25 protein-coding genes are annotated in these 22,638 nt (G+C 60.5%); 10 read left to right on the top strand and 15 right to left on the bottom strand.

Annotation, left to right across the window (positions count from 1 at the left end; genetic code table 11):
• Positions 1-97: 97 nt before the first annotated feature.
• The 4 genes from lapD to ACQKP4_RS21220 form a co-directional block, all read right to left on the bottom strand.
• A complete protein-coding gene (gene lapD, locus ACQKP4_RS21235) occupies positions 98-2,038 on the bottom strand; it encodes a cyclic di-GMP receptor LapD (RefSeq protein ID WP_427635576.1) in 1,941 nt (646 codons plus the stop codon).
• 22 nt (positions 2,039-2,060) lie between these two features.
• Positions 2,061-2,765 (bottom strand): cysteine protease LapG, encoded by a 705-nt coding sequence (gene lapG / locus ACQKP4_RS21230; RefSeq protein ID WP_427635575.1) that lies wholly within the window; start codon positions 2,763-2,765, stop codon positions 2,061-2,063.
• A 99-nt stretch (positions 2,766-2,864) separates the two neighbouring features.
• A complete protein-coding gene (locus ACQKP4_RS21225; RefSeq protein WP_427635574.1) occupies positions 2,865-3,260 on the bottom strand; it encodes a YbaN family protein in 396 nt (131 codons plus the stop codon).
• A 10-nt stretch (positions 3,261-3,270) separates the two neighbouring features.
• Entirely contained in the window at positions 3,271-3,858 is a 588-nt protein-coding gene (locus tag ACQKP4_RS21220; protein WP_427635573.1) for a UPF0149 family protein, read from the bottom strand.
• Positions 3,859-4,300: 442 nt separating this feature from the next.
• On the opposite strand from ACQKP4_RS21220, the gene recQ reads away from it, so the two are divergent.
• From recQ to ACQKP4_RS21200, 4 genes are all read left to right on the top strand, one after another.
• Positions 4,301-6,427 carry a DNA helicase RecQ gene (gene recQ / locus ACQKP4_RS21215; RefSeq protein ID WP_427635572.1) on the top strand — a complete coding sequence of 709 codons (2,127 nt, stop codon included), beginning with the start codon at positions 4,301-4,303 and terminating at the stop codon, positions 6,425-6,427.
• 128 nt (positions 6,428-6,555) lie between these two features.
• Entirely contained in the window at positions 6,556-6,990 is a 435-nt protein-coding gene (locus tag ACQKP4_RS21210; protein WP_427635571.1) for a MarR family transcriptional regulator, read from the top strand.
• A gap of 127 nt (positions 6,991-7,117) precedes the next feature.
• Positions 7,118-8,887, top strand: coding sequence for a FimV/HubP family polar landmark protein (locus ACQKP4_RS21205; protein ID WP_427635570.1), 1,770 nt, complete (start codon positions 7,118-7,120; stop codon positions 8,885-8,887).
• Between the two features lie 45 nt (positions 8,888-8,932).
• Positions 8,933-9,220 (top strand): SelT/SelW/SelH family protein, encoded by a 288-nt coding sequence (locus ACQKP4_RS21200; protein WP_427635569.1) that lies wholly within the window; start codon positions 8,933-8,935, stop codon positions 9,218-9,220.
• On the opposite strand, the gene ACQKP4_RS21195 is transcribed toward ACQKP4_RS21200, so the two are convergent.
• Both ACQKP4_RS21195 and ACQKP4_RS21190 read right to left on the bottom strand, forming a co-directional pair.
• Positions 9,214-10,107, bottom strand: coding sequence for a DMT family transporter (locus tag ACQKP4_RS21195; protein ID WP_427635568.1), 894 nt, complete (start codon positions 10,105-10,107; stop codon positions 9,214-9,216). The genes ACQKP4_RS21200 and ACQKP4_RS21195 overlap by 7 nt on opposite strands.
• An 87-nt stretch (positions 10,108-10,194) precedes the next feature.
• On the bottom strand, positions 10,195-10,944 hold the full coding sequence (locus ACQKP4_RS21190) for an AraC family transcriptional regulator (protein WP_427635567.1): 750 nt from the start codon (positions 10,942-10,944) through the stop codon (positions 10,195-10,197).
• 129 nt (positions 10,945-11,073) lie between these two features.
• Here ACQKP4_RS21190 and ACQKP4_RS21185 point away from each other — a divergent pair, with 129 nt between their 5' ends.
• Positions 11,074-11,889, top strand: a complete 816-nt coding sequence (locus ACQKP4_RS21185) for a UDP-2,3-diacylglucosamine diphosphatase (protein WP_427635566.1) — start codon at positions 11,074-11,076, stop codon at positions 11,887-11,889.
• Between the two features lie 138 nt (positions 11,890-12,027).
• On the opposite strand, the gene ACQKP4_RS21180 is transcribed toward ACQKP4_RS21185, so the two are convergent.
• Together ACQKP4_RS21180 and ACQKP4_RS21175 are read right to left on the bottom strand one after the other, a co-directional pair.
• Positions 12,028-12,618, bottom strand: a complete 591-nt coding sequence (locus ACQKP4_RS21180) for an HD domain-containing protein (RefSeq protein ID WP_427635565.1) — start codon at positions 12,616-12,618, stop codon at positions 12,028-12,030.
• A 43-nt stretch (positions 12,619-12,661) separates the two neighbouring features.
• Entirely contained in the window at positions 12,662-12,973 is a 312-nt protein-coding gene (locus tag ACQKP4_RS21175) for an Mpo1-like protein (RefSeq protein WP_427635564.1), read from the bottom strand.
• 164 nt (positions 12,974-13,137) lie between these two features.
• Here ACQKP4_RS21175 and ACQKP4_RS21170 point away from each other — a divergent pair, with 164 nt between their 5' ends.
• Positions 13,138-14,199: an AraC family transcriptional regulator gene (locus tag ACQKP4_RS21170; RefSeq protein ID WP_427635563.1), complete on the top strand. Its 1,062-nt coding sequence runs from the start codon at positions 13,138-13,140 to the stop codon at positions 14,197-14,199.
• Here ACQKP4_RS21170 and ACQKP4_RS21165 read toward each other — a convergent pair.
• Entirely contained in the window at positions 14,156-15,610 is a 1,455-nt protein-coding gene (locus ACQKP4_RS21165) for a TrkH family potassium uptake protein (protein WP_427635562.1), read from the bottom strand. The genes ACQKP4_RS21170 and ACQKP4_RS21165 overlap by 44 nt on opposite strands.
• A gap of 121 nt (positions 15,611-15,731) precedes the next feature.
• Between ACQKP4_RS21165 and ACQKP4_RS21160 the strand changes: the two genes are divergently transcribed.
• Positions 15,732-16,298, top strand: a complete 567-nt coding sequence (locus tag ACQKP4_RS21160) for an NAD(P)H nitroreductase (protein WP_427635561.1) — start codon at positions 15,732-15,734, stop codon at positions 16,296-16,298.
• Between the two features lie 107 nt (positions 16,299-16,405).
• Here ACQKP4_RS21160 and ACQKP4_RS21155 read toward each other — a convergent pair whose 3' ends face one another.
• The 6 genes from ACQKP4_RS21155 to ACQKP4_RS21130 form a co-directional block, all read right to left on the bottom strand.
• On the bottom strand, positions 16,406-17,746 hold the full coding sequence (locus tag ACQKP4_RS21155; protein ID WP_427635560.1) for a sensor histidine kinase: 1,341 nt from the start codon (positions 17,744-17,746) through the stop codon (positions 16,406-16,408).
• 172 nt (positions 17,747-17,918) lie between these two features.
• Positions 17,919-18,368 (bottom strand): Spy/CpxP family protein refolding chaperone, encoded by a 450-nt coding sequence (locus ACQKP4_RS21150; RefSeq protein WP_427635559.1) that lies wholly within the window; start codon positions 18,366-18,368, stop codon positions 17,919-17,921.
• A 151-nt stretch (positions 18,369-18,519) separates the two neighbouring features.
• Positions 18,520-19,197 carry a response regulator transcription factor gene (locus ACQKP4_RS21145; RefSeq protein ID WP_027922300.1) on the bottom strand — a complete coding sequence of 226 codons (678 nt, stop codon included), beginning with the start codon at positions 19,195-19,197 and terminating at the stop codon, positions 18,520-18,522.
• Between the two features lie 7 nt (positions 19,198-19,204).
• Positions 19,205-19,615, bottom strand: coding sequence for a translation initiation factor 2 (locus ACQKP4_RS21140; protein ID WP_427635558.1), 411 nt, complete (start codon positions 19,613-19,615; stop codon positions 19,205-19,207).
• 122 nt (positions 19,616-19,737) lie between these two features.
• Entirely contained in the window at positions 19,738-20,037 is a 300-nt protein-coding gene (locus ACQKP4_RS21135; RefSeq protein WP_077047520.1) for a YciI family protein, read from the bottom strand.
• A gap of 1 nt (position 20,038) precedes the next feature.
• Positions 20,039-20,635 (bottom strand): septation protein A, encoded by a 597-nt coding sequence (locus ACQKP4_RS21130; RefSeq protein WP_427635557.1) that lies wholly within the window; start codon positions 20,633-20,635, stop codon positions 20,039-20,041.
• Positions 20,636-20,722: 87 nt separating this feature from the next.
• Between ACQKP4_RS21130 and ACQKP4_RS21125 the strand changes: the two genes are divergently transcribed.
• The 3 genes from ACQKP4_RS21125 to ACQKP4_RS21115 form a co-directional block, all read left to right on the top strand.
• Positions 20,723-21,586 carry a PHP domain-containing protein gene (locus ACQKP4_RS21125; RefSeq protein ID WP_427635556.1) on the top strand — a complete coding sequence of 288 codons (864 nt, stop codon included), beginning with the start codon at positions 20,723-20,725 and terminating at the stop codon, positions 21,584-21,586.
• A 13-nt stretch (positions 21,587-21,599) separates the two neighbouring features.
• Positions 21,600-22,229: an L-threonylcarbamoyladenylate synthase gene (locus ACQKP4_RS21120; RefSeq protein ID WP_427635555.1), complete on the top strand. Its 630-nt coding sequence runs from the start codon at positions 21,600-21,602 to the stop codon at positions 22,227-22,229.
• A gap of 90 nt (positions 22,230-22,319) precedes the next feature.
• Positions 22,320-22,638: segregation and condensation protein A (locus tag ACQKP4_RS21115; protein ID WP_427635578.1), on the top strand; the 319-nt coding region annotated here is incomplete at its 3' end.

The following is a 22,638-nucleotide window of genomic DNA, read 5'->3' as shown; positions in this document are numbered from 1 at the left end:
ATACGGCGGGCTGCTCCTCTTTTATCCAGTTAATCGCCTGCGGGCTACTGTCAGATCTGACAGGTAGCGACAGGTTTAAGACGAATGGTCGCGCTCCTTACATCGGCTCCGGCGGGCCGATCAAACGACCCATGACCCCAAACAGTCCCAACTCTCGAATGACCTCCAGTTCCCCTTTGGTCTCGACCATTTCCGCAATCAACGGTAAATCAATGCTGTTGGTTGCCCGGAAAATCGCATCGATGAACAGTCGCTTGTCGGTCTGTTTATCAATGCTACGGATGTATGCCCCGTCAATCTTCAGGTACGCCAGGCCCAACTGCGTCAGGTTGCCAATCTGACTGAAACTGCCGCCGAAATGCTGTAGGCCGATGCGGTAACCGGTGTTGAGCACGGCATGGCTCATGCTTTGCAATTCTTGCGGCGGTGGCAGTTGGCGTTCGTCGATTTCCAGGGTCAGCAGCGGCGCCAGTTCGGGCAATGAGTTGAGTAAGTCGAGCAACTGTTGCAGCGTTGCCGGGTTGCGCAGGGTGCTGCCCGACACGCTCAACGCCAGCGGCCAGCGGTTGACGACGAGGTAATCGAGGGTCGCCTCGAGCATGGCCAAGTCGAAACGTGCGGACCAGCCAAGACGCTCGATCCACGGCAGGAAATGCCCGGCGGCGATGGCTTCGCCCTGCGGGTCCAGCAGTCGCGCCAAGACTTTATGGTGCAGCACCTGGCTGGTGTCGGCGCATTTCACGACCGGTTGGAAATACAACTGCAGTTTGCCGTGGGTCAGGGCGTCGTCGATCCAGCTGCGCCAGTCATGCTGGGAGTGGTTTGTCAGCGTGTCGGAATAAGCCAGGTGTTTCCACGGCCGTTCGGGATGCTGCTGCGCCTGGGTGAGGGCTTGATCGAGTCGCAGCAATACATCGCCGGGCGGTTCGCCGGGTTGATACGCGACGATGCCGAGATGCGCCACCGGCATGCAATCGCTGGCGCCCGTCAGGCGCAGATTTTCCAGGGTGGCGCTGATTTCCCCGGCGAGGCGGGCGGCGTCGCTGCTGTCCAGGCCCGGCGTCAGCAGGCTGAATTCGCCGCCGCGATTGCGCGCCGCCAGCCAGGTACGCCGCTGCGGCTGTTGCGTCAGGCGCTTGAGCAGTTCGCCGACGGTGCTGATCAATGCGTCGGTACGCTGGCCACCCAGGCGCTGGTTGAGGCCGATCAAGTCGTTGATCCGCAGCATCAGCAAATGGCCGTCGCTGCTCTGTTCACTGATCAATAAATGGTCGGCCAGTTGCTCATCCAGCAAGCGCCGGTTGGCCAAACCGGTGAGGCTGTCCTGATAGGATTCGGCGCGCAGTTTTTCGCTGCGAGTCACTTCTTCGGCGAACAGTGCCTTGAGCTTTTCGACCATCTGATTCATGGCCAGGACCACGCGTCTCAACTCAGGCGTGCGCGGCAATTTCGGCAGGCTCAGAAACTCGCGTTTGCTGATGGCTTCGGCCTGTTTGACCATTTTGTCGAGTGGGCGCAATTGCCGCCGTAACAGCCAGCCGCCGAACACGGCGCTGAGCAAGCCGCAGATCAACAGCCAGATCAGGCTGCCGACCGTGCTGTCCCAAAGTTTGGCCAAGGCGAATTGTGGATTGCTCAGCACTTCGACCCGCGCCACCTGCTCCCAGCCACGCATGATCAACGCGTCGCCCCCTTCCGTTTGCAGGTTGACCAGGCTCACGAACCAGCCAGGCACGCCTGCGATTTGCGCCGATGCGCTGCGCTCGACCAACACGCTGTCATCGGCGATGTTGACGACCCGAATGCTGCGGAAATAACCACTGTCGAAAATCGAGCTGACCATCAACTCGGTCATCGCCGGGTCGTCGATTTGCGCGGTCAGCGACAGGCCCAGCGCGGTGGCGGCGTCCTGGGCGTGGGAGCGCAACTGGCCGAGCATCTGTTCGCGAGAGCTTTCCAGGCTGACAAAAAAACTGCCGCCGAACGCCACCAGCAAGAACAGGCAAATGGCGAGAAACAATTGTTTGCGCAGTGACATAAAACGCTCCTTGCAACGGCCGCTAGCCTTCGCCCACGGCGAATCCTTCGGCTTGCATTTTTTTCAACACGTCCTGCCAGCGCGACAGCTTTTTCGAGTCGCTGCTGCGTTTTCCACCATTAGCCCCCGGCAAATACAGGCCTTCGGCATTGAAGGCGTACACCGGCAGCAGGTCTTTGCGTTGGGAGGCGGGGCGGATGTCGTCGATCAGGTTGTCGAGCACCAACGGTTCGGCCGTGGGGCTGCTGTAGAAGGTCAGCACCATGTGTGCCTGGTTCTGGGTCAGGGCCTTGACGTAGGTGATGCGCAGTTTTTCGCTGGGAATGCCGAGTTGGCGCAGGCTGAAATATTTCGCCAGGGCGTAGTCTTCGCAGTCGCCGGCGCCCTTGATCAGCGATTCTTCCGGCGTGGCCCAGTAATCCGTCTGATGCCAGATGCGCACGTCGTCCTGAAAGCTCAGTTGTTGATTGAAGAAGCGATTGACCGCGTTCAGTTGCTCGCGCTCGGGTTGGCTGGTTTCGCTTTTGAGCATCTGACTCCAGGCCTCGATTCTTCCTTGAGCGGGGCCGAGAGGGCCGTAGCGTTTTTCGGCGATGTGCAGAATCTGCGAGAAGTCCCAGTCGGCCCAGACACTGCTGAGCCCGGTCAGCAGAAACCCCGCCAGCAGCCATCCGCCGAACCGAAGTCGGAGCGTTGACCCTCCTGGACTACGCCGGCGACGGGACATGTCTGGCTGCTCACGTGCAGATGCGTGGAGTCTAGGCGGTGTTTTCAGGGAGGCGGGACAAATCGTCGGTTCGCAAGTGCTACCGGGATCGAGGGGTTCTCAGGAATTGCGCAGGGTTTTCTGCTTGAGGATGTAAAGGGTCACCAGCACTGCGCTGGTCAGCATGAACCCACGGGCCCACGGCAAAGGCACCAGGTAGCAGGAGAACAAGATGCTCGCCCACATCAGCCCGATGGCGTAGACCTTGCCCTTGAGCGGAATGCCGTTGCCGTCGAGGTAGGCGCGAATCCACGGGCCAAGTCGTGGATGTTCGACCAGCCAGTTATAAAAACGCGGCGAACTGCGGGCGAAACAAGCGGCCGCCAGCAGCAGGAAAGGCGTGGTGGGCAATACCGGCAGGAAAATCCCGATCACTCCCAGCGCCACGCTCAGCCAGCCGATGGCCAGCAGCGCGTAACGCAAGATCAGGGAGCGGTTGCCTATGGGGTTGTCCATAGGCAAAACCTTAGTGGTGGCGTGGCTTGAGGATCGCCGGTTTTTCGTCTGGCGCGTTGCACAGCAGGTACAGCGCGGTCAGGGCTTCCGGGATCTGCACGATCATGTCATCCATCAGGTTGGCGTCGGCGGCGATGTCGGAGAACTCAGGCTGTTCGTCGAACAGACCCGAACCGACCATGATCGGCAGCAGCATTTCACTGACTTCGTCTTCGGCGGTCTCGAACCAGGCCGCTTCGCGCAGGAACACGCCTTCCATGAAGCCGATGCACCAGCCGCGCAGATCGGAATCGTCCGGCTCTTCGCCCAAGTCCAGTTCGCATGGCAGCTCGAACTCTTCATCGGAAGCCAGTTGACGCGCGATGTGCGCCTTGAGGGCCAGCAGCGTGGATTCGATCGCTTCACGCTCGGTGTCGTCGGCGTAATGCGGCTCTTCGGCGAAGAGGGCGTCGATCCACTCGCGATCCGGAACCACTTCGGAACAGATCGACAGCGCGGTGAGATAACCGTGGGCGGCCACGTAGTCCAGCGCCTCGTCATGCAGTTCATCAGCGTCAAGGAAGACTTGCAGGCGGGTTAATTGCTCAGCGAAGGACATTAAAGGGCTACCTTGGGAATTAAACAGATGCGGGAATTCTAGGCCTTCTTGAGCAGTCAGGCCAGCCGCGTGGGATATTTGCAGCCTTGCGGGAGATTCCGCAGGTGCCGATATCGCCCAACCCGGCCCAATCCTGGGGGAGCGAGCTTGCTCGCGAAAGCGGTCACCGGATTGCGGCTGCTTCGCAGTCGAACGGGGGCAAGCCCCCTCACCACACAAGCCCGCTCCCACAGGTGTCGTGTTGTGTCTGCATTTCGTGCGTCTTCTCAGCGGCGCCCTTTGATGGGGAGGCGTCGGGTATACTCCCGCGTTTTGCGATGCCCTGCTGTCGTTGCGGCCGAGATGTGCAGCGCCATGCAATGTGCCCTTACGATTTGTCGGTGCAGCATGCGTGGTTCTGAACCAGCCTTGCAGGGATGTTTTTGTGATTTTTGGAGTTTTTATGCTCGAACAGGCTCAACGCGTCCTCAAGGACATCTTCGGCTACGACAGTTTCCGTGGCCGTCAGGGTGCAATCATTGAGCGCGTGGCCAGCGGCGGCGACGCTCTGGTGCTGATGCCTACCGGTGGCGGCAAGTCCCTGTGTTTCCAGGTGCCGGCGCTGCTTCGCCAGGGCCTGGCGGTGGTGGTGTCGCCGCTGATTGCATTGATGGATGATCAGGTCGCGACGCTCGAAGAGCTGGGCGTCGCCGCTGCCGCATTGAACTCGACGCTGAGCGCCGAACAGCAACGCGACCTGGCCGCGCGGATCAAGCGCGGCGAAGTCAAAATGCTCTATCTGGCGCCGGAACGCCTGGTCCAGCCGCGCATGCTGGCCTTCCTGCAAAGCCTTGAAATCGCGCTGTTCGCCATCGACGAAGCGCACTGCGTATCGCAATGGGGTCACGACTTCCGCCGCGAATACCTTCAATTGGGCCAATTGGCTGAACTGTTCCCCGACGTCCCGCGCATCGCCCTGACCGCCACCGCGGACAAGCGCACCCGGGAAGAAATCGTCGATCGCCTGCATTTGCAGAACGCTGAACGCTTTCTGTCGAGTTTCGACCGGCCCAATATTTTCTATCGCATCGTGCCCAAAGAGCAGCCGCGCAAGCAATTGCTGGCGTTTCTGACCGAACGACGCGGCGATGCCGGCATCGTGTATTGCCTGTCGCGCAAAAAAGTCGACGAAGTCGCGGTATTCCTCAGCGAACAAGGTTTCCCGGCGCTGCCTTACCATGCCGGCCTGCCTAACGAAACCAGGGCGCACAATCAGAAGCGCTTCCTTAACGAGGAAGGCCTGATCATGGTCGCCACCGTGGCATTCGGCATGGGCATCGACAAGCCGAACGTGCGTTTCGTCGCGCACCTCGATTTGCCGAAATCCCTTGAAGCCTATTACCAGGAAACCGGCCGCGGCGGCCGTGATGGCCTGCCGGCGGATGCCTGGATGGCTTATGGCCTGCAAGACGTGGTGATGCTCAAGCAGATGCTGCAAAACTCCGAAGGCGACGAACGCCACAAGCGTCTGGAACATCACAAGCTCGACGCGATGCTCTCGCTCTGCGAAGAAACCCGCTGCCGTCGCCAGACGCTGCTGGCTTACTTCGACGAAGACATGCCCGAGCCCTGCGGTCACTGCGACAATTGTGTCGACGGCGTGCAGACCTGGGACGCTACCGAGCCCGCCCGTCAGGCGCTCTCGGCGATTTACCGCACCGGTCAGCGCTACGGTGTCGGGCACCTGGTGGACGTATTGCTGGGCAAGGACAACGAGAAGGTCCGCAGTTTTGGCCATCAACACCTGTCGGTGTACGGCGTGGGCAAGGCGATGGGGGAGAGCGACTGGCGCTCCCTGTTCCGGCAACTGGTGGCCCGTGGCCTGGCCGACATCGACCTCGAAGGTTACGGCGGCCTGCGCTTGAGCGACAGTTGCCGGCCGCTGCTCAAGGGTGAAGTGACCCTGGAACTGCGTCGCGACCTCAAGGCGCAGACCACCGCCAAAAGCAGCAAGAGCCAGGCGAGCCAACTGGTGCGTGGCGAAGAGCGCGAACAGTGGGAAGCCTTGCGCGCCCTGCGGCGCAAGCTCGCCGAAGAACACGGCGTGCCGCCTTATGTCATCTTTCCCGATTCGACCTTGCTGGAAATGCTCCGCAGCCAGCCGACCTCGCTGTCGGAAATGGCCACGGTCAGTGGCGTCGGCGCACGCAAGCTGGAGCGTTACGGCGAGGCGTTCCTCGAAGTGCTCGGTGGCCAGGTCGAGGCGCCAAAAGTGGTGGCCGACGTGCGCCACGAGTTGATCACCCTGGCCCGTGCCGGGATGACGCCGCTGCAAATTGCCGGTCAGTTGCAGTGCTCGGAAAAGAACGTCTACACGATGCTCGCCGAGGCTATCGGCAAGCAGCAGTTATCGCTGGAACAGGCGCTGGACCTGCCGGAAGAGTTGATGGGCGAAGTTCAGGATGCCTTCCTTGATGGTGAGGGCGAATTACCGGCAGTGGCGGAGATTGCCGCGCTGTTTGCCGGGCGAGTGCCGGAAGGCGTCTTGTACTGCGTGCGTGCGGCATTGCAATCGGAATTCGAAATGTAAGCCCTGGCTACAAAACTGTTGCATTGATGTAACGATTCACTACAGACCAAACCTTGCCTCAAGGCAGCGGCCATGCTTAGCTGACTAATAATTAGTATTAATAATTTCAGCCTGATCATGAGAGTTTTATGCCGTTAACCGATCAACACCGTTTTGGTATGCAACTGGCCCAGATGTCGCGTGGCTGGCGTGCCGAACTGGACCGTCGTCTCGCTGGCCTGGGGTTGTCCCAGGCTCGCTGGCTGGTGCTGCTGCACCTGGCGCGCTTCGACGACGCGCCCACCCAACGCGAGCTGGCACAAAGTGTCGGCGTCGAAGGTCCGACCCTGGCGCGACTGCTCGACAGCCTTGAGGCTCAGGGGCTGGTCCAGCGCCAGGCTGTTCTCGAAGATCGTCGGGCAAAAAAAATCCTCCTCTGTGCCCCGGCTCGCCCCCTCATCGAACAAATTGAAACCATTGCCACTCAACTGCGCCACGAATTATTCGAAGGCGTCGATGAGGCGGATTTGAAGGTTTGCATGCGTGTCCACGGGCATATCCTGGCGAACCTGGAAAAATCTTGAGGCATAACCACGCACCGGACTTTTGAGATACCCCGTTGGGCAGACTATAAAGAACTACTAGGCGATATCGTGTTCGTACCGGATGTGCGAACGCGTACAGGTTGGTTCTGTTATCTAAGGGATGCTCATGCTCGAGAGTCTGCACGTTGTATTGCGGTGTTGCGCCAAGTTGCTGCTGGTCAGTGGCGCGGTCACTTACTCGGCATTGGCGCCTGCGCTGGGGTTGGGGGACATCACCCTGCATTCCGCGCTGAATCAGCCGTTGCGTGCCGACATTGCCTTGGCGGATGTCGGTGGTCTGGAGGAGGGCGAACTCTCGGTCAGCCTCGCGACAGCCGACGAATTCAGCCGTGCTGGCGTCGAGCGGGTGTTTTTCCTCAATAACCTGAAGTTCACACCGATCCTGCGCGGTAACCGCAGCCTGATCCAGGTGACGTCCAGCAAACCGGTCAACGAACCTTTCCTCAATTTTGTGGTGCAGCTCAATCAGCCCAACGGGCGATTGCTGCGCGAATACACGGTGCTGATCGATCCACCGGGTTCGCCGGGGGTGACGCCGGCGGAAGATGAACCGGTCGCCAGTTTGCAGAATTCGCCGTTCCCGGCCGTCAAGCCGGCCACCGCGCCGCCGCCCGCGGCGAAGAAACCTGCACCGGCCGTCGTGCCCGTCGCTACGCCGGAGGGGGATCCGGTTGCCGAGCAATTGGCCTCCAGCGTGCTGCAAAACCAGCAACTGCAAAAAGTCATCGATGAGCTGAACGTCAAGGTTCAGGGCCAGGATGAACAGATCGCCGGCCAGAAAAAACAGATCAACGAATTGCAAACCCAATTGGCTGAAGCCACACAGCCGTCGTCGGTTGCACCTGTCGCACCCATCGCTGTGGCGCCCGCTCCTGTTGTCAGTGAGGATTCCGGTGCCGCTGACTGGCCGTTGATCATCGGTTTGCTGGCGCTGGTGGCGTTGCTCGCGGCGGGGTTGTTCTGGCGTCGGCGGCAGCAGTTGCATGCCGTGCCCGAGGTCTCGCCCGTTTTACCGTCGCGCCATCAGCCGGTACTTGATCAAGTGGAGCCGCCATCGGCGCCCGCGCCCCTGTTGAAACCTGTGCCCGTCCATCACGAGGAAACCGCGTCCGGCGATGTGCTGGAAGGCGTTGGCATCTATATGGCGTACGGCCGTCATTCCGAAGCGGCCGGTTTGTTGAGAGACGCGCTGGCCAAGGAGCCCCATCGCACCGACCTGGCTGTGCAACTGCTGGAAGTCCTCGGCAAAAAAGGCGATGTACCCGCCTACGACGCACAGGAAAGCAGCCTGCGTGATGCCGGGTTCGACCCGCAGAAACTTCAGGAGATTCGCGCACGCTACCTGAAGCAGGAGGGTGCGGCGGCAGTGGTGGCTGTGGCGACAACAGCAAGCCCCGCATCGGTGAAATCCGAAGCCGTGTCGGGTGATGACTTCGAGTTGAATCTGGACGATCTGTCGATGGACGCTAATTGGGACCTGGTCAGCCCGTTCGACACGGCTAAGCCCGCGAACGAACCACCCAAGGTCGCAGAACCGGAGTTCACCTCGGACCTGCACGTCTTGCCCGAAGTGTTCGAGATGCCGGCAGAGCCCACGCTGGATGAGGCTGAACTCGAGTGGGTCGCTGAAGCAGAGGCGCAGTCTCTGGATGACGACTTTCTCGACGAATTCAGCGACGTCCGTCCCTCATTGGCACTCGAACCGTTGAGTCTGGAACCCTCGGGATCAAACAACGCCGGCAAACTCGAACAGGCTCAAACCTGTATCGACGACGGTGATCTGGACAGCGCCATCCAACTGCTCAATGAGCTGCTGAAAGAAGGCGATGAACCTCTCAAGCAGACTGCCCGGACCCTGTTGGCTGGAATCAACTGAGGCTCTACTATGGCGGCGCCTTCAGGCTCAGGAGTTTCGTCTGCCATGACCGTCCACAAACCGGAAATCATCATCACCTACTGCACGCAATGCCAATGGCTGTTGCGTGCCGCCTGGTTGGCGCAAGAACTGCTCAGCACCTTTGGCGACGACTTGGGCAAGGTGTCGCTGGTGCCGGGCACCGGCGGCGTCTTTCACATTTTCTGTGATCAAGTACAGATCTGGGAGCGCAAGGCCGACGGTGGTTTCCCCGAGGCCAAGGTGCTGAAGCAGCGAGTTCGCGATCAGATCGACCCTGACCGTGACCTCGGCCACAACGATCGGGCTCAGTGAGACGCGGCCTCCGCCGCCACGGTCTTCTTGCTGGAACCCCCCGACAATCTGCTCGACACCACAATCGCAACGATGATCAGCGCGCCGCCGATCAGCATGCGCAATGTCGGGTTTTCATCGAACAACAGCCACGCCACGGTGATGCCATACACCGGTTCCAGAGCGAACACCACCGCAGCGGTGCGCGCCTTGATAACTGCCAGGCTCGCGACGAACAGACTGTGCGCGACCCCGGTACAGAACACGCCAAGCAAGGCGATCCAAAGCCAGTCGATGGCACGGACTTCGCTCAGTTGCGGCGCGGCCACCGGTAGCAGGCACAACGCGACTACAACGTTTTGGCACAACGCGGCTTGCACTGCAGGGATCCGTCCGGAACTGGCGCGGTTTGTCAGCGACAACAGGGAAAACAGTAAACCGGAACCCACCGCCCACAGCAAACCGGTCGTCGCGCTGCTGGCCAGATCGAATTCCGGCGTGACCAGCACCAGCCCGACACTGACCAACACCACCAATAGAATTTCGTTGGCGCGAATGCGCTCGCGGAAGATCAGCCCTTCGAGGATCACGGTGAACGCCGGGAAGCTGGCAAAACCCAGGGTCGCAATCGCCACGCCGGCAACTTTCACTGCAATGAAGAAACTCACCCAATGCCCGGCCAGCAACAGACCGCTCAGCAGCAGGCGCCGCCAGTCCACGGCCTGGAGTCGCTGCCAGCGCGTGATGCTGGCGAACCGTGCGAAGAAGGCCAGCGCCAGCACCGCGAATGCCGCGCGGCCAAACACGATGACAGCGGGCGAGGCGGCGGCGAGTTTGCCGAACACGCCGGTCAGGCCAAACATCAATGCGCCAACATGCAGGGCGCCAAGGGCGGTACGGGGAGTCATTGCAATCCTTAACAACACGACGAACAGAGGGGGACATTGAACCGCGTCAAACGCGTTGTGTCTGTCGCCAGACTCGCCTCATTTGTTTCAAGACTCGCGACGCAATGCCCCCGGTGACACACCAAACTCGCGCAAAGTCGCCGCCGCGAAGGCGCTTTGCGAACTGTAGCCGACCCGGCTGGCGATCTCGCCGATGGGCAACGCCGAGTCGCGCAACAGGCGGACCGCCATGTGCAGCCGTCGACTGCGGATGTAATCCATCGGCGTCTGCCCGCATTCCGCCATGAACCGCGCATGCAGCCGGGCGCTGGACAATCCGGCGATGCGTGCCAGGTCCGCGACTTGCAGCGGATAAGCGGCGTATTGGTCGATGTGTGCATTCAGCGCCGCATACGGCAGGCGTCGGCCGCCGACGACTTCAGGTTTGGCCGCGTTGAGACTGGCCAACAACAGCACGGCGCCTTGCTGGGCGATCAATGGATCACTGACTTGACTGCCCGCCAGCCAACTGACCAATTGGCTTTGCCCGGCATCCAGCGGCAAGCGGCCGGCGTTGTCGAGCAAGCGCTGACTGGCTTCGGCGTGTTCCCCTAACGACTGCGTAACCCACTGATCACTGGGCACATCCAGCACCAGGCAATGGCTGCCATTGTTACTGCCACAGGCGTGGTGAAAACCGGACGGCACCACCACAAAACTCTGCTGAATGACCTGACTGCCACGCCCGTCGACCTCGAAGTCCAGCGCGCCCGAAAGCCCGAACACCAATTGCGCGTGGTCGTGGCTGTGGACGATCAGGTCTTTGCTGTAGTGGCGCAGCGTGAGGATCGCTCTCATCGCAGGTCTCCCGGTCAAGAAGCGGCCAGTCTACACCGGCCGGGCGCTGTCACAGGATTGACTCGCGGTTGTCATGGGCAATTAACCGGGCCGGCGCAAGCTTGCCAAAACTTGCCCAGAGGGTTGCCCATGACCAGCGCCGAGCTCGCCAAACCCAGCCGTAAGCAACGTGTGCGGACCTTATGGATTTCCGACGTGCATTTGGGCACCCGGGATTGCCAGGCCGAGCACCTGTCGCAATTCCTCAAGGGCTACCACGCCGACACGATCTATCTGGTGGGCGACATCATCGACGGCTGGAAACTGCGCGGCGGCATGTACTGGCCGCAGGCGCACACCAACGTGATTCGTCGCCTGTTGACCATGAGCAAACGCGGCACCGAAGTGATCTACGTCACCGGCAACCACGACGAATTCCTGCGCCGCTATTCGAAGCTGATTCTGGGCAATATCCAGTTGGTCGACGAGGCGGTGCACGTGACCGCCGACGGCCGGCATCTGCTGGTGATTCACGGTGATCAGTTCGACGTGATCACCCGTTATCACCGCTGGCTGGCCTTTCTCGGCGACTCGGCCTACGAATTCACCCTGACCCTCAATCGCTGGCTCAACCATTGGCGTGCCCGTTATGGCTACGGCTACTGGTCGTTGTCGGCGTACCTCAAACACAAAGTGAAAACCGCGGTCAGCTTCATCAGCGACTTCGAAGAAGCCATCGCCCACGAATGCGTCAAGCGCGGACTGCACGGGGTGGTGTGCGGGCACATCCACCATGCCGAGATTCGCAAGGTGGGCGAGGTGGATTACCTCAACTGCGGGGATTGGGTGGAGTCCTGCACGGCGCTGATCGAGCATTGGGACGGCTCGATCGAGTTGTATCGATTGGCGGATGCCCAGGCGCGAGAGGCGGAGTTGAAGGCGGTAGAGGTTGCTGAGCCTGCATAACAACCGCTGACTCGTGTTTCGCGGTAAATCTCCTGTGGGAGCGGGCTTGCTCGCGAAAGCGTCGGCACATCCAACATCCATGTGACTGACAGACCACTTTCGCGAGCAAGCCCGCTCCCACAATGGGTCGCGGTGTATTCAGGCCGGCGCATGCTCTTGCATCGCCGCTTTGTAAATCGACTGTTTGGGTTGCGCAAACACCCGCTCCATCATCGGCTCGAAGAAGCTCAACGGCAGCGTGTCATACGCCGGGTCAAACGCCGCCGCATCGTACCGGGCGCAAAACTCGATGGTCGCCTGATACTGCGGATGCCCACTGAATTGCTCGCGCAAATGCCGATCCATCCCCAGGTGATGGAAGAAGTAATAACCCTGGAAGATCCCGTGCTTCTCCACGATCCACAGATTCTCGGCGCTGACGAACGGCTTGAGGATCGCCGCCGCAATGTCCGGATGGTTGTAGGAACCCAGGGTGTCGCCAATGTCATGCAGCAAGGCGCAGACCACATATTCTTCGTCGCGACCATCGCGCCAGGCGCGGCTGGCGGTTTGCAGCGAGTGGGTCAGTCGGTCCACCGGGAAGCCGCCAAAATCACCCTCCAGCAACTTCAGATGCGTCACGATCCGCGTCGGCAGTTGCTTGGCGTAGGCACTGAAGTCGGCGGCGATGATGGCCCAGTCCTCCTGCGTGCCATCTTTCATGTGGGTGAAACGGGCGTTGGCACTCATCGGCTGTTCTCTCTTTTTTATGGGCCGCTTTGTATAGGTGTGTCTAGAACGGCACGCGACCCAGAATCATGTCGCGATACATGACGAAATCGCCAAGCAGGCTGTAGAGCGGATGTTGAAAGGTTGCCGGGCGATTCTTCTCGAAAAAGAAATGGCCGACCCAGGCGAAGCTGTAACCGGCCAGCGGCAGGGCCAATAACAACAGCCAGGCGCCTTTGCCGATGGTCAGTGCCAGGATGAAAATGACCAGCGTGGTGCCAATGAAGTGCAATCGTCGGCAAGTGCTGTCGCTGTGCTCGCTGAGGTAATACGGGTAAAACTCAGCGAAGCTGTTGAAACGTTTGATGTTTTCCACGACTGCGATCTCTGTGGTTATTGTTCTGATGGCAAGTTGTTCGGCGGGCAGCTTATTTGAGTCTAGAGTGATCATTGGCAACAGCCAGTGACAATAGGCGCCACTTTAGTATCCTTCGGAAATTGGCCGCGTCAGACGGCTCACTGAACAGTAAACAAAACGCCATGAGCGAACGAACGACTTCTGCAAGCTGGGCGATGGGAATTGTCAAAGCACTGGAGATGGACGGCCTGGATTGCCGGGTACTGTTCAAGCAGCTAGGGCTCGACTACGCGTCACTGGATGATCCGGATGCGCGCTTCCCTCAAGACTCCATGACGCGACTGTGGCAGCGCGCGGTCGAGCTGTCCGGCAACCCGGCGATCGGCCTGAACATGGGCAAACTGGTGCGACCGGCCTCTTTCCATGTGGCGGGCTACGCCTTGATGTCCAGCCAGACCCTGGCCGAAGGCTTTCAGCGGCTGGTGCGCTATCAGCGGATTATTGCCGAAAGTGCTGACCTGAGTTTTCGTCTGCTGGATGAAGGTTATGCGCTGATTTTGACGGTACACGGCGATCATCTGCCACCGACCCGGCAAAGTGCCGAAGCTTCGCTGGCCTGCGCGCTGGCGCTGTGCGGCTGGTTGACCGGGCGCACGCTGCAACCGCGCAAGGTACTGGTGCAAGGCGATCAGCCGGTCAATCTCGAACCCTACAAACAGGCCTTCCACGCGCCGTTGGTGTTCAACGCGCCTTATGACGCGCTGATCTTCGAACGCGCCGACATGGAAGCGCCGCTGCCGACGGCCAACGAGGCCATGGCGTTGTTGCACGACCGTTTCGCCGGGGAATACCTGGCGCGGTTCTCCGAGAGTCGCGTCACGCACAAGGCGCGGCAGGTGCTGTGCCGTTTGCTGCCCCAGGGCGAACCCAAGCGCGATACCGTGGCGCAGACGTTGCACCTGTCGCAGCGCACGTTGCAACGTCGCTTGCAGGAAGAAGGCACCAGTTTTCAGACCTTGCTGGACGACACCCGGCGTGAACTGGCCGAGCAGTATCTGGCGCAGCCGACCATGACGTTGCTGGAAATCGCCTATCTGCTGGGATTCGCCGATCCGAGCAACTTCTTTCGCGCTTTTCGCCGCTGGTTCGACACTACGCCCGGCGAGTACCGGGCGCGGTTGATGGACGCGCCGAAAGCGGTCAGTGACGCCAGAACGCAGGAATGCACAGCACAAACACCGTGATGATCTCCAGCCTGCCCAGCAGCATGCCGAACGAAAGAATCCACTTGGCGGCGTCAGGCAGCGTCGCGAAGTTACCCGCGGGGCCGATGGTCTCGCCCAGTCCCGGACCGACGCCGGACACGGTGCTGGCCGCGCCGGTCAGGGCGGTCATCCAGTCCACGCCGAGCAGCGACAACAGCAGGGCGATCACGCAGATGGTGATGGCGAAGAAGAACGAGAAGGTCAGGATCGAGCGCACGATTTCTTCGTCGAGACGGTGACCGTTGTACTTCTGCTTGATCACCGCGCGCGGGTGAATCAGCTGGTTAAGGTTGGCCTTGAGCAAAATGTAGGCGACCTGAAAGCGGAAAATCTTGATCCCGCCGGCGGTCGAACCCGAACAACCGCCGACAAAGCCCAGATAAAAGAACAGCATCAGTGAGAAATTCCCCCAAAGGCTGTAGTCCCCCAGTGCAAAACCTGTAGTGGTCACCACCGAGGTCACGTTCAGCGCCACATGTCGCAGGGCATCCAGCCAGTGCAGGTTGGTGGTCCACCAGTACCAAGTGCCGAGTACCAGCCAGGTCACCAGCAACATACCGAGCAAACCCTGAACCTGTTGATCCTTGATCAGTGCCCGACGGTTGCCGCGCAGGGTGGCCACGTAGAGGGTGAACGGCAGGCTGCCGAGAATCATGATGACGATCGCCACCCAGTGCACCGCCGGTTGTGTCCACTTGGCCAGGGACTGGTCGGAGGTGGAGAAGCCACCGGTAGAGATGGCTGACATCGCATGGTTTATCGCATCGAACGGGCTCATCCCGGCCCACCAGAGTGCAAGGCTGCCGAGGATGGTGATGCCGACGTAAGCCGCCACGATCAGGCGCGCCACCATGTGCGAGCGCGGCATGACCTTTTCGGAGCGGTCCGACGACTCGGTCTGAAACAGGCGCATGCCGCCGATTCGCAGCAGCGGCAGAATGGCGACCGCCATGCCGATGAAGCCGATGCCGCCGATCCAGTGCAGCAACGAGCGCCACATCAAAATGCCGGGGGACATGGTGTCGAGACCGGTGAGCACGGTCGAGCCGGTGGCGGTGATGCCCGACATGCTTTCGAAGAACGAGTCGGTGTAGCTCATGTGCTGGGTCAGCAGAAACGGCAACGCCGCGAAGATGCACACCACCAGCCAGCTGCTGACGGTCAGCAGGTACATGTCGCGCGGACGCAGATGGATATGCTCGGGGCGTCCTGGAATGACCAGCGCCAGGCCGGCGACAAAGGTAATCATGCTGGCCCAGAGGAACGACGGCAGGTCGCTGGCACGATCAAAAATCATCAGCGTGGCCATCGGCACAACCATGGCGATGGCCAGGGTGATCAGGAAGATGCCGATGATGAAACCAATGATCCGTAAGGTCGGCAACGCCATGAAGTCCGCTCGGGCTGAAGAAGGGAAGGGCGCCATTCTACCTGCGGGGCAGGGCATGTAAACCGGCATGCCATGGCACTTGCAGCTAGAATGGCCGGACACATTTTTCAGGAGGTAGCCGATGCAGGCTCTCGACGCTTTGCTCAACCGTGTTTCCGTTCCACGACTGCTCGAACCGGCACCGACCGCAGAACAACGCGAGGTGCTGTTCGCCGCCGCGATGCGCGCGCCAGACCACGGCCATCTGCAGCCGTGGCGCTTCCTGACCGTCGAAGGCGCGGCGCGCGAGCACATGGGTGAGTTGCTGGCGCAAGCGGCGAAGCTGCAGGACAGCGAAGTGTCGGAAGCGGCACTGGACAAGGCGCGCAACGGTCCGCTGCGTGCACCGTTGGTGGTTGTGGTGATCGCGCGTTTGCAGGATCACGTCAAATACCCGAAATCCGAGCAGCTGTTGGCGGCGGGGTGTGCGGCGCACGGGATTTTACTGGCGGCTTACGCGCAAGGCATTGGCGCGGTGTGGCGCACCGGTGAGCTGGCGTATTCGGCGCATGTGGCCAAAGGTTTGGGTTTGGCGGCAGGGGAGCAGGTGATTGCGTTTCTTTACCTCGGTACGCCGCAGAAAGAGCCGCGTGTTGCAGAGAAAGTCGACCTGGCCGAATTCGTCAGCGCCTGGCCCGGTAAGGCCTGAGGCCTGCGATCTGATGTGGGAGCGGGCTTGCTCGCGAAAGCGGTATGTCAGTTGCCATCGTCGTTAACTCACACAGCGCTTTCGCGAGCAAGCCCGCTCCCACAGGATCAGGGCTGGACCACCGCCCCTGGCACCAGTGGCAATTCCAGACTGGCCACAAACCCGCCCTGCGGATGGTTGGCCAGCACCAGGCTCCCGCCATGGCGTTCCGCCGCCCGCCGCGCAATCGCCAATCCCAGGCCATGACCGGCGGTGGTTTGCCCCGGCGCCCGATAAAACGGCTCGCCCAACTGATGCAGATGTTCAGCTTCCACGCCCGGCCCATGGTCACGCACGCTCACCACAATCTTTTCGCCCTGGCGCACGGCGTGCATTTCAATCGATTGCCCTACCGGGTTAAACCGCTGGGCGTTGCGCAGCAGATTGTCCACGGCCCGTTCGATCATGGTCGGCCAGCCTTTGAGGTTGAGCGGTGATTCAGCGTCGAGGCGCACGGTCTGTTCTGGTGAACTGAGCTGGGCATCCTTTTGCAGCGTGCCGAGCAATGCGTTCAGGTCAACCTCTTCGGCGCTGGCATTGTCGGCATCAACCCGTGCCAGTACCAGAATCTCGCTGATCAGCGCTTCCAGGCGGTCACACTCACGGGTCAGGCGCGGCCAGAGTTTTTCCCGTTCTTCGGGATTCGCCCGTTCCGCCAGGGCCAGTGCAATGCGCAGCCGGGCCAGCGGTGAGCGCAACTCGTGGGACACGTCACGCAGTAACTGCCGCTGGCTGCCGATCAGACTTTGCAGGCGCGCACCCATGCGGTTGAAGTCGTTGGCCAGCACACCAAATTCATCGCGGCGGTTGGCCAGCTTCACCAGGCTGTTTTGCTGATACGTCGTCTGCCCCAAATCATGCACCGCACTGCGCAAGCGGCTGAGTGGGCGGGTAATCGACAATGTGACCAGCAGACTGAACAAGGTCAGCACCACCAGCGCAATGCCCAGGGCACTCAACGGCCAGAGCAGGCTTTCGCGGTGCCATGAGTCCAGTTCCGGGTGGGGGATGCGGTAGATCAGCAGGTAGGTGTTGCCGGTTTTTTCGCTGGTGTACTCAGCGGTCAGGCGACGCCACGGCAGGCGGCGATCATCGTCGTTCTGGCGAGCCTCGAAGGCGGCCGCGCGACGCGGGAAGGTGCCGCGCACCACCGGGTCACCGCTCTCATTGAGCACTTGAACGTCGATGTGATACTGGCGTTTGCGCTGTTCGAGGATGTCTTGGGCGGCTTCCTCTCCCTGGGCTTCGTAGGTTTTCGTCCAGTCTTCGGCCAAGGTGTTGAGGCCCGGGTGGCGACTCAGGATCCACGCGTCCTGGTTGAGCATGTGCCCAAGCAAAATGGACAGCCCTGCAACCAGAGCGATGGCCAGCCAGAAGCTGGCCAGGATACGCCAGAACAATGAGCGCACAGAAAGTCCTCAACAAACGCAACTGATGTGGGAGCGGGCTTGCTCGCGAACACGCTGTATCAGTAACGAATGTTTCACCTGATACAGCGCGTTCGCGAGCAAGCCCGCTCCCACATTTGACTGAGTGGTGCCAGACCCGAAGGGGTTAGCCGTCGGGTCCGGGGTCCGCGCATTATTGCGCTTTTTGTGCCTGCTGCGCTTTCCAGGCCTTGAATTCGGCCCACTCGGCGCGGCGCTCAGCCTGTTTCTTCTGGATCTCGTCGAATTTCTTCTGTTGATCCGGTTTCAACACTGCGCGCACATCGGCTTCGGCTTTCTGATGTTTGGCAGTCATTTCGTCTTTCAGGGCTTTCTGGTCAGCCGGGGAGAGTTTCTCCAAATACTTGTCGACCAGTTGTTTGCGATCATGCATCTGCTCGCCCATGATTTTACGGATCTGCTCGCGCTGTTCGCGGCTCAGGTCCAGCTGGCTGTACGGGCCGCCTTTACCGTGCTGGTACATCTGACCGCCGTGGCGCGGGCCGTCCATCGGACCACCCATCGGACCGGCACCTTCAGGCATGGCCATGGCAACGGTTGGCAGGGCGGTAGCGAACATCAGAGCGATTAGAGTCTTGCGCATGGTGAATCTCCTTGTCTCGTTCCCGGTACGTTCCGGATGAGTGCAGATTACGGAGATCAAGGTCAGCGGCGGTCAGCGGAGCGTAAAGCTTGGGTAAAGACGACTTCCAACCTTCCTGACACACCGGTCGCTACAGCAAATCGTGTGGTTATCAGAGGCTGTAGTAATAGCCGCGGCTACGCAGGGCAACGATGCGTGGGCGGCCGTCGGGGTGCGGGCCGATTTTTTTGCGCAGGTTGCTGACGTGCATGTCCAGACTGCGGTCGTACAGGGTCAGCTTGCGGCCGAGGGCGATTTGCGCCAGTTCCTGTTTGTCCAGCGGCTCGCCGGGTTGCTTGAGCAACGCCTCGAGCAGACGGCTTTCGGAAACGGTAAGGGTGAATTCCTGTTCGTCGATGCTGACCACTCCCCGGACCGGGCTGAAACACAGATCGCCGAGTTCGAGTTGGCTGGAGACGGCCGCCGGGTGGCTGCGGCGCAATACGGCACGCAGACGGGCGGTCAGTTCCCGAGGGTCGCACGGTTTGGCCAGGTAATCGTCGGCGCCGAGTTCCAGGCCAAGGATGCGGTCCAGCGGCTCGCCCCGTGCCGACAGCATCAGTACGGGCAAGTCGGGGTGGTCGCTGCGTAATTGCTTGAGCAGTTCCAGACCGCTGCCATCGGGCAGCATCACGTCCAGCACCACGGCGGCCGGAGAGGTTTCGGCCAGTGCACGGCGAGCGCTCTGGCCGTCGTGGCAGGCACGGACCTGAAAGCCTTCCTGGCTCAACCAACTGCTCAGGAGCTCGCACAGCTCCTGGTCATCATCAATTAGTAACAGCTCGCTCATGAATCACTCAATTTAGCCATTGCCGACGTTTTCTGGTGGCACCACTGGCGAAGATACCGCAGAGCAGGGCCAATAGCGCTACTCCGCCGCCGATAACGAACCATTGCTGCTGATCCGTCAACAAACGTGGCAGCGGACTGCTGGCCTGGGCTTCCTTGAGTTGCAGCTTGAGGCGCTGGTTCTCTTGGCGCAACCGGCCCAACTGAGCGCTTTCGCGTTCGGCATCGGTATTTTGCAGTTGTTTGCTCAGTTCTTCTCGTTGCTGTTCGCTGACTTTCAAGCGCTGCTGCAACTCGGTGATCTGACTGCCGGCGCTCAGGGACAGCGGCGTAGAAGTACCGCTTGCGGTTTCTTCACCGTGGGCGGGGGCCACGATCGACAACGTCACCAACATCAGACACAACGGACCCTTGCGCATCACGACTCCTGATTCCAATCGAGTTATTGGGCAAGTTGTCGGCAGGCAAGCAAGAATAATGAGCGCTTGAGAGCACGATGAACCGACAAGGTTCACCGCGAGAGGGGAAATGCGGGAGAAATTTACGGCAGGACTTGCTTGAACGGCTTGACCGAAACGTTGGCGTAGACCCCTGCGGCGATGTACGGATCGGCGTCGGCCCAGGCTTGTGCGGCGCTCAGGGATTCGAATTCGGCGACGATCAGGCTGCCGGTGAAACCCGCGGCGCCCGGATCATTGCTGTCGACCGCCGGGTGCGGACCGGCCAATACGATACGACCTTCGCCTTTGAGCACTTGCAGGCGCTCAAGGTGTGCAGGCCGTGCGGCCAGGCGGGCTTCCAGGGAGTTGGCGACGTCTGTGGCAATGATTGCGTAAAGCATGTCAGTCCTCGGTTTTTGGCGTGGTGGTATCGGCGTCGTGCAAATGGCGGGACAGGTAAATGCCCTGGGCGACCAGGAACAGCAAGGTCAGGCCCAGGCTGCCGAAGACTTTGAAGTCGACCCAGTAGTTCTGGAACGTGAACGCGACGAACAGGTTGGCGGCACCGCAAAACAGGAAGAATGCGATCCAGGCGATGTTCAGGCGGGTCCAGACTTGATCCGGCAGGGTCAGCGCATGGCCCATGATGCGCTTGATCAGCAACTGGTCACCGATGAAGTGGCTGCCGATGAACGCCACGGCGAACAGCCAGTTGACCACCGGGGCTTTCCATTTGAGGAAGGTTTCGCTGTGGAACGCCAGCGTCAGGCTGCCGAAGACCAGGCAGGCGATGAGGGTCAGCCACTGGCTCTTCTCCAGCTTGCGCTGCTTGATGAACAGCGCGCCGTACACCACCAGGGAGCTGATGATCAACATCGCGGTGGCGCTGTAAATACCGCCTACAGTCAACTCATGACCGGCGATGTCGACAACCCGAGGGTCGATCTTGAAGACGATGAAAAACAGCAGAAGCGGGATGAAATCGATGAATTGTTTCACAGTGGCAGCCAGAAGCAGGATGTGGCGGCATAATAACAAACATATGGGCGCGCGATAGCGCCAGCTGATTTGAGGTAACACTTCCCCGTGAATGTCGATTTGCACTGCCATAGCACCGCTTCCGATGGCGCCCTCGCGCCGGCAGTTCTGGTTGCGCGTGCGTACGAGAAAGGCGTGCGAGTCCTGGCCTTGACCGATCACGACACCCTGGAAGGCCTCGATGAGGCCCGTAACGCCGCGACGGCGTTGGGCATGCAACTGGTCAACGGTGTCGAATTGTCCTGCACTTGGGGCGGCGCGACCATTCATGTGCTGGGCTACGGATTTGATGTGAATGCCGCGCCATTGGTCGAAGCCATCGCCAAACTGCACGATGGCCGTTGGCTACGGTCCGAAGAAATAAGCCGCAAGCTTGCGTTGAAGGGAATGCCGGGAGCGCTGGAAGGCGCCCGGGCGATTCAGCAGGAACTGGGTGACAGCGGCAATGCGCCGGCCCGTCCGCATTTTGCTGACTGGATGGTGCGTGAAGGTTTCGTCAAGGACCGCGCCGAGGCGTTCCGCAAATGGCTGGGCGCCGGCAAGCTGGGTGACGTCAAGCAACACTGGCCCACCCTGGAAGACACCGTCGAAACCCTGCGCGCAGCCAAGGCCTGGGTCAGTCTGGCGCATCCATGGCACTACGATTTCACTCGCAGCAAGCGTCGCCGCCTGATTTCTGACTATATTCAAGCCGGGGGCCACGCGATTGAAGTGGTCAATGGCCATCAGCCTGCGGAACAAGTGGGCAGCCTGGCGATTCTTGCTCGTGAGTTCGGTCTGCTGGTCAGCGCCGGCAGTGATTTTCATGGCCCTGGAGGCTGGTCCGAAATCGGTGAATATCGCCCGCTCCCGGAGGATCTGCCGCCACTTTGGTGTCGATTCAAACATGACCCAATTATTGCCGCCGTCTGAACAGGTAGAAAATGTGAGTCAATTTTTCCAGATTCATCCGGAAAATCCGCAAGCGCGCCTGATCAAACAGGCTGTCGAGATCATTCGCAAAGGCGGAGTGGTGATTTATCCCACTGACTCGTCCTACGCCATTGGTTGCCAGATCGGTAACAAGGATGCCGTCGACCGCGTGCGCCGCTTGCGCGGGCTGGATGACAAACACAACTTTGCATTGATTTGCAGCGACCTGTCGCAGTTGGGGCTGTTCGCCAAGATCGACACCGGCACCTTTCGCCTGCTCAAGGCGCACTTGCCGGGGCCGTACACTTTTATCCTCAATGCCACCCGCGAAGTCCCGCGCCTGTTGTTGCACCCGAAAAAACGCACCATTGGCCTGCGGGTGCCAAGCCATCCGATTGCCTTGGCGCTGCTTGAAGAACTCGGCGAGCCGCTGATGAGTGTGACGCTGATCATGCCCGGCGACACTGACCCGATGAGCGACCCTTATGAAATGCGCCAGTTGCTGGAGCACCAGGTCGACCTGATCATCGACGGCGGTTTTGGCGGGATCAAGGCGTCCACCGTGATCAACCTTGCCGATGGCGAGCCGCAAGTGATCCGCGTCGGTTGCGGCGACCCTTCGCCGTTCATGGCCGAGGCGTAGATGTCGGCAGTAGAACCCGCCGTTGATAGTCAGGCCGGCGCCCAGCAAGAGCTGCCCTTCGCCATGGTCTACGGCCAGGCGGTGCTGGAAATGCCGCTGGACCTGTACATCCCGCCCGATGCGCTCGAGGTTTTCCTCGAAGCTTTCGAAGGCCCGCTCGACTTGCTGCTGTACCTGATCCGCAAACAGAACATCAACATCCTCGACATCCCGGTGGCGGAAATTACCCGCCAGTACATGGGCTATGTCGAGTTGATGCAGTCGGTGCGCCTGGAGCTGGCCGCCGAATACCTGGTGATGGCCGCCATGCTGGCCGCGGCATGCTCGAACTCGAAGGCATCCGCGACGCCTTGTATCGGCAGATTCGTCAGTTGCGTGGCGACGTGCCGCGTGAACTGTCGCCGCACTG

The organism is Pseudomonas sp. NPDC086278, from assembly GCF_050280905.1.
Classification (GTDB): Bacteria; Pseudomonadota; Gammaproteobacteria; order Pseudomonadales; family Pseudomonadaceae; genus Aquipseudomonas.
The sequence above is the reverse complement of the archived record's forward strand: the minus strand, read 5'-3'. Positions and strand labels throughout refer to the sequence as shown.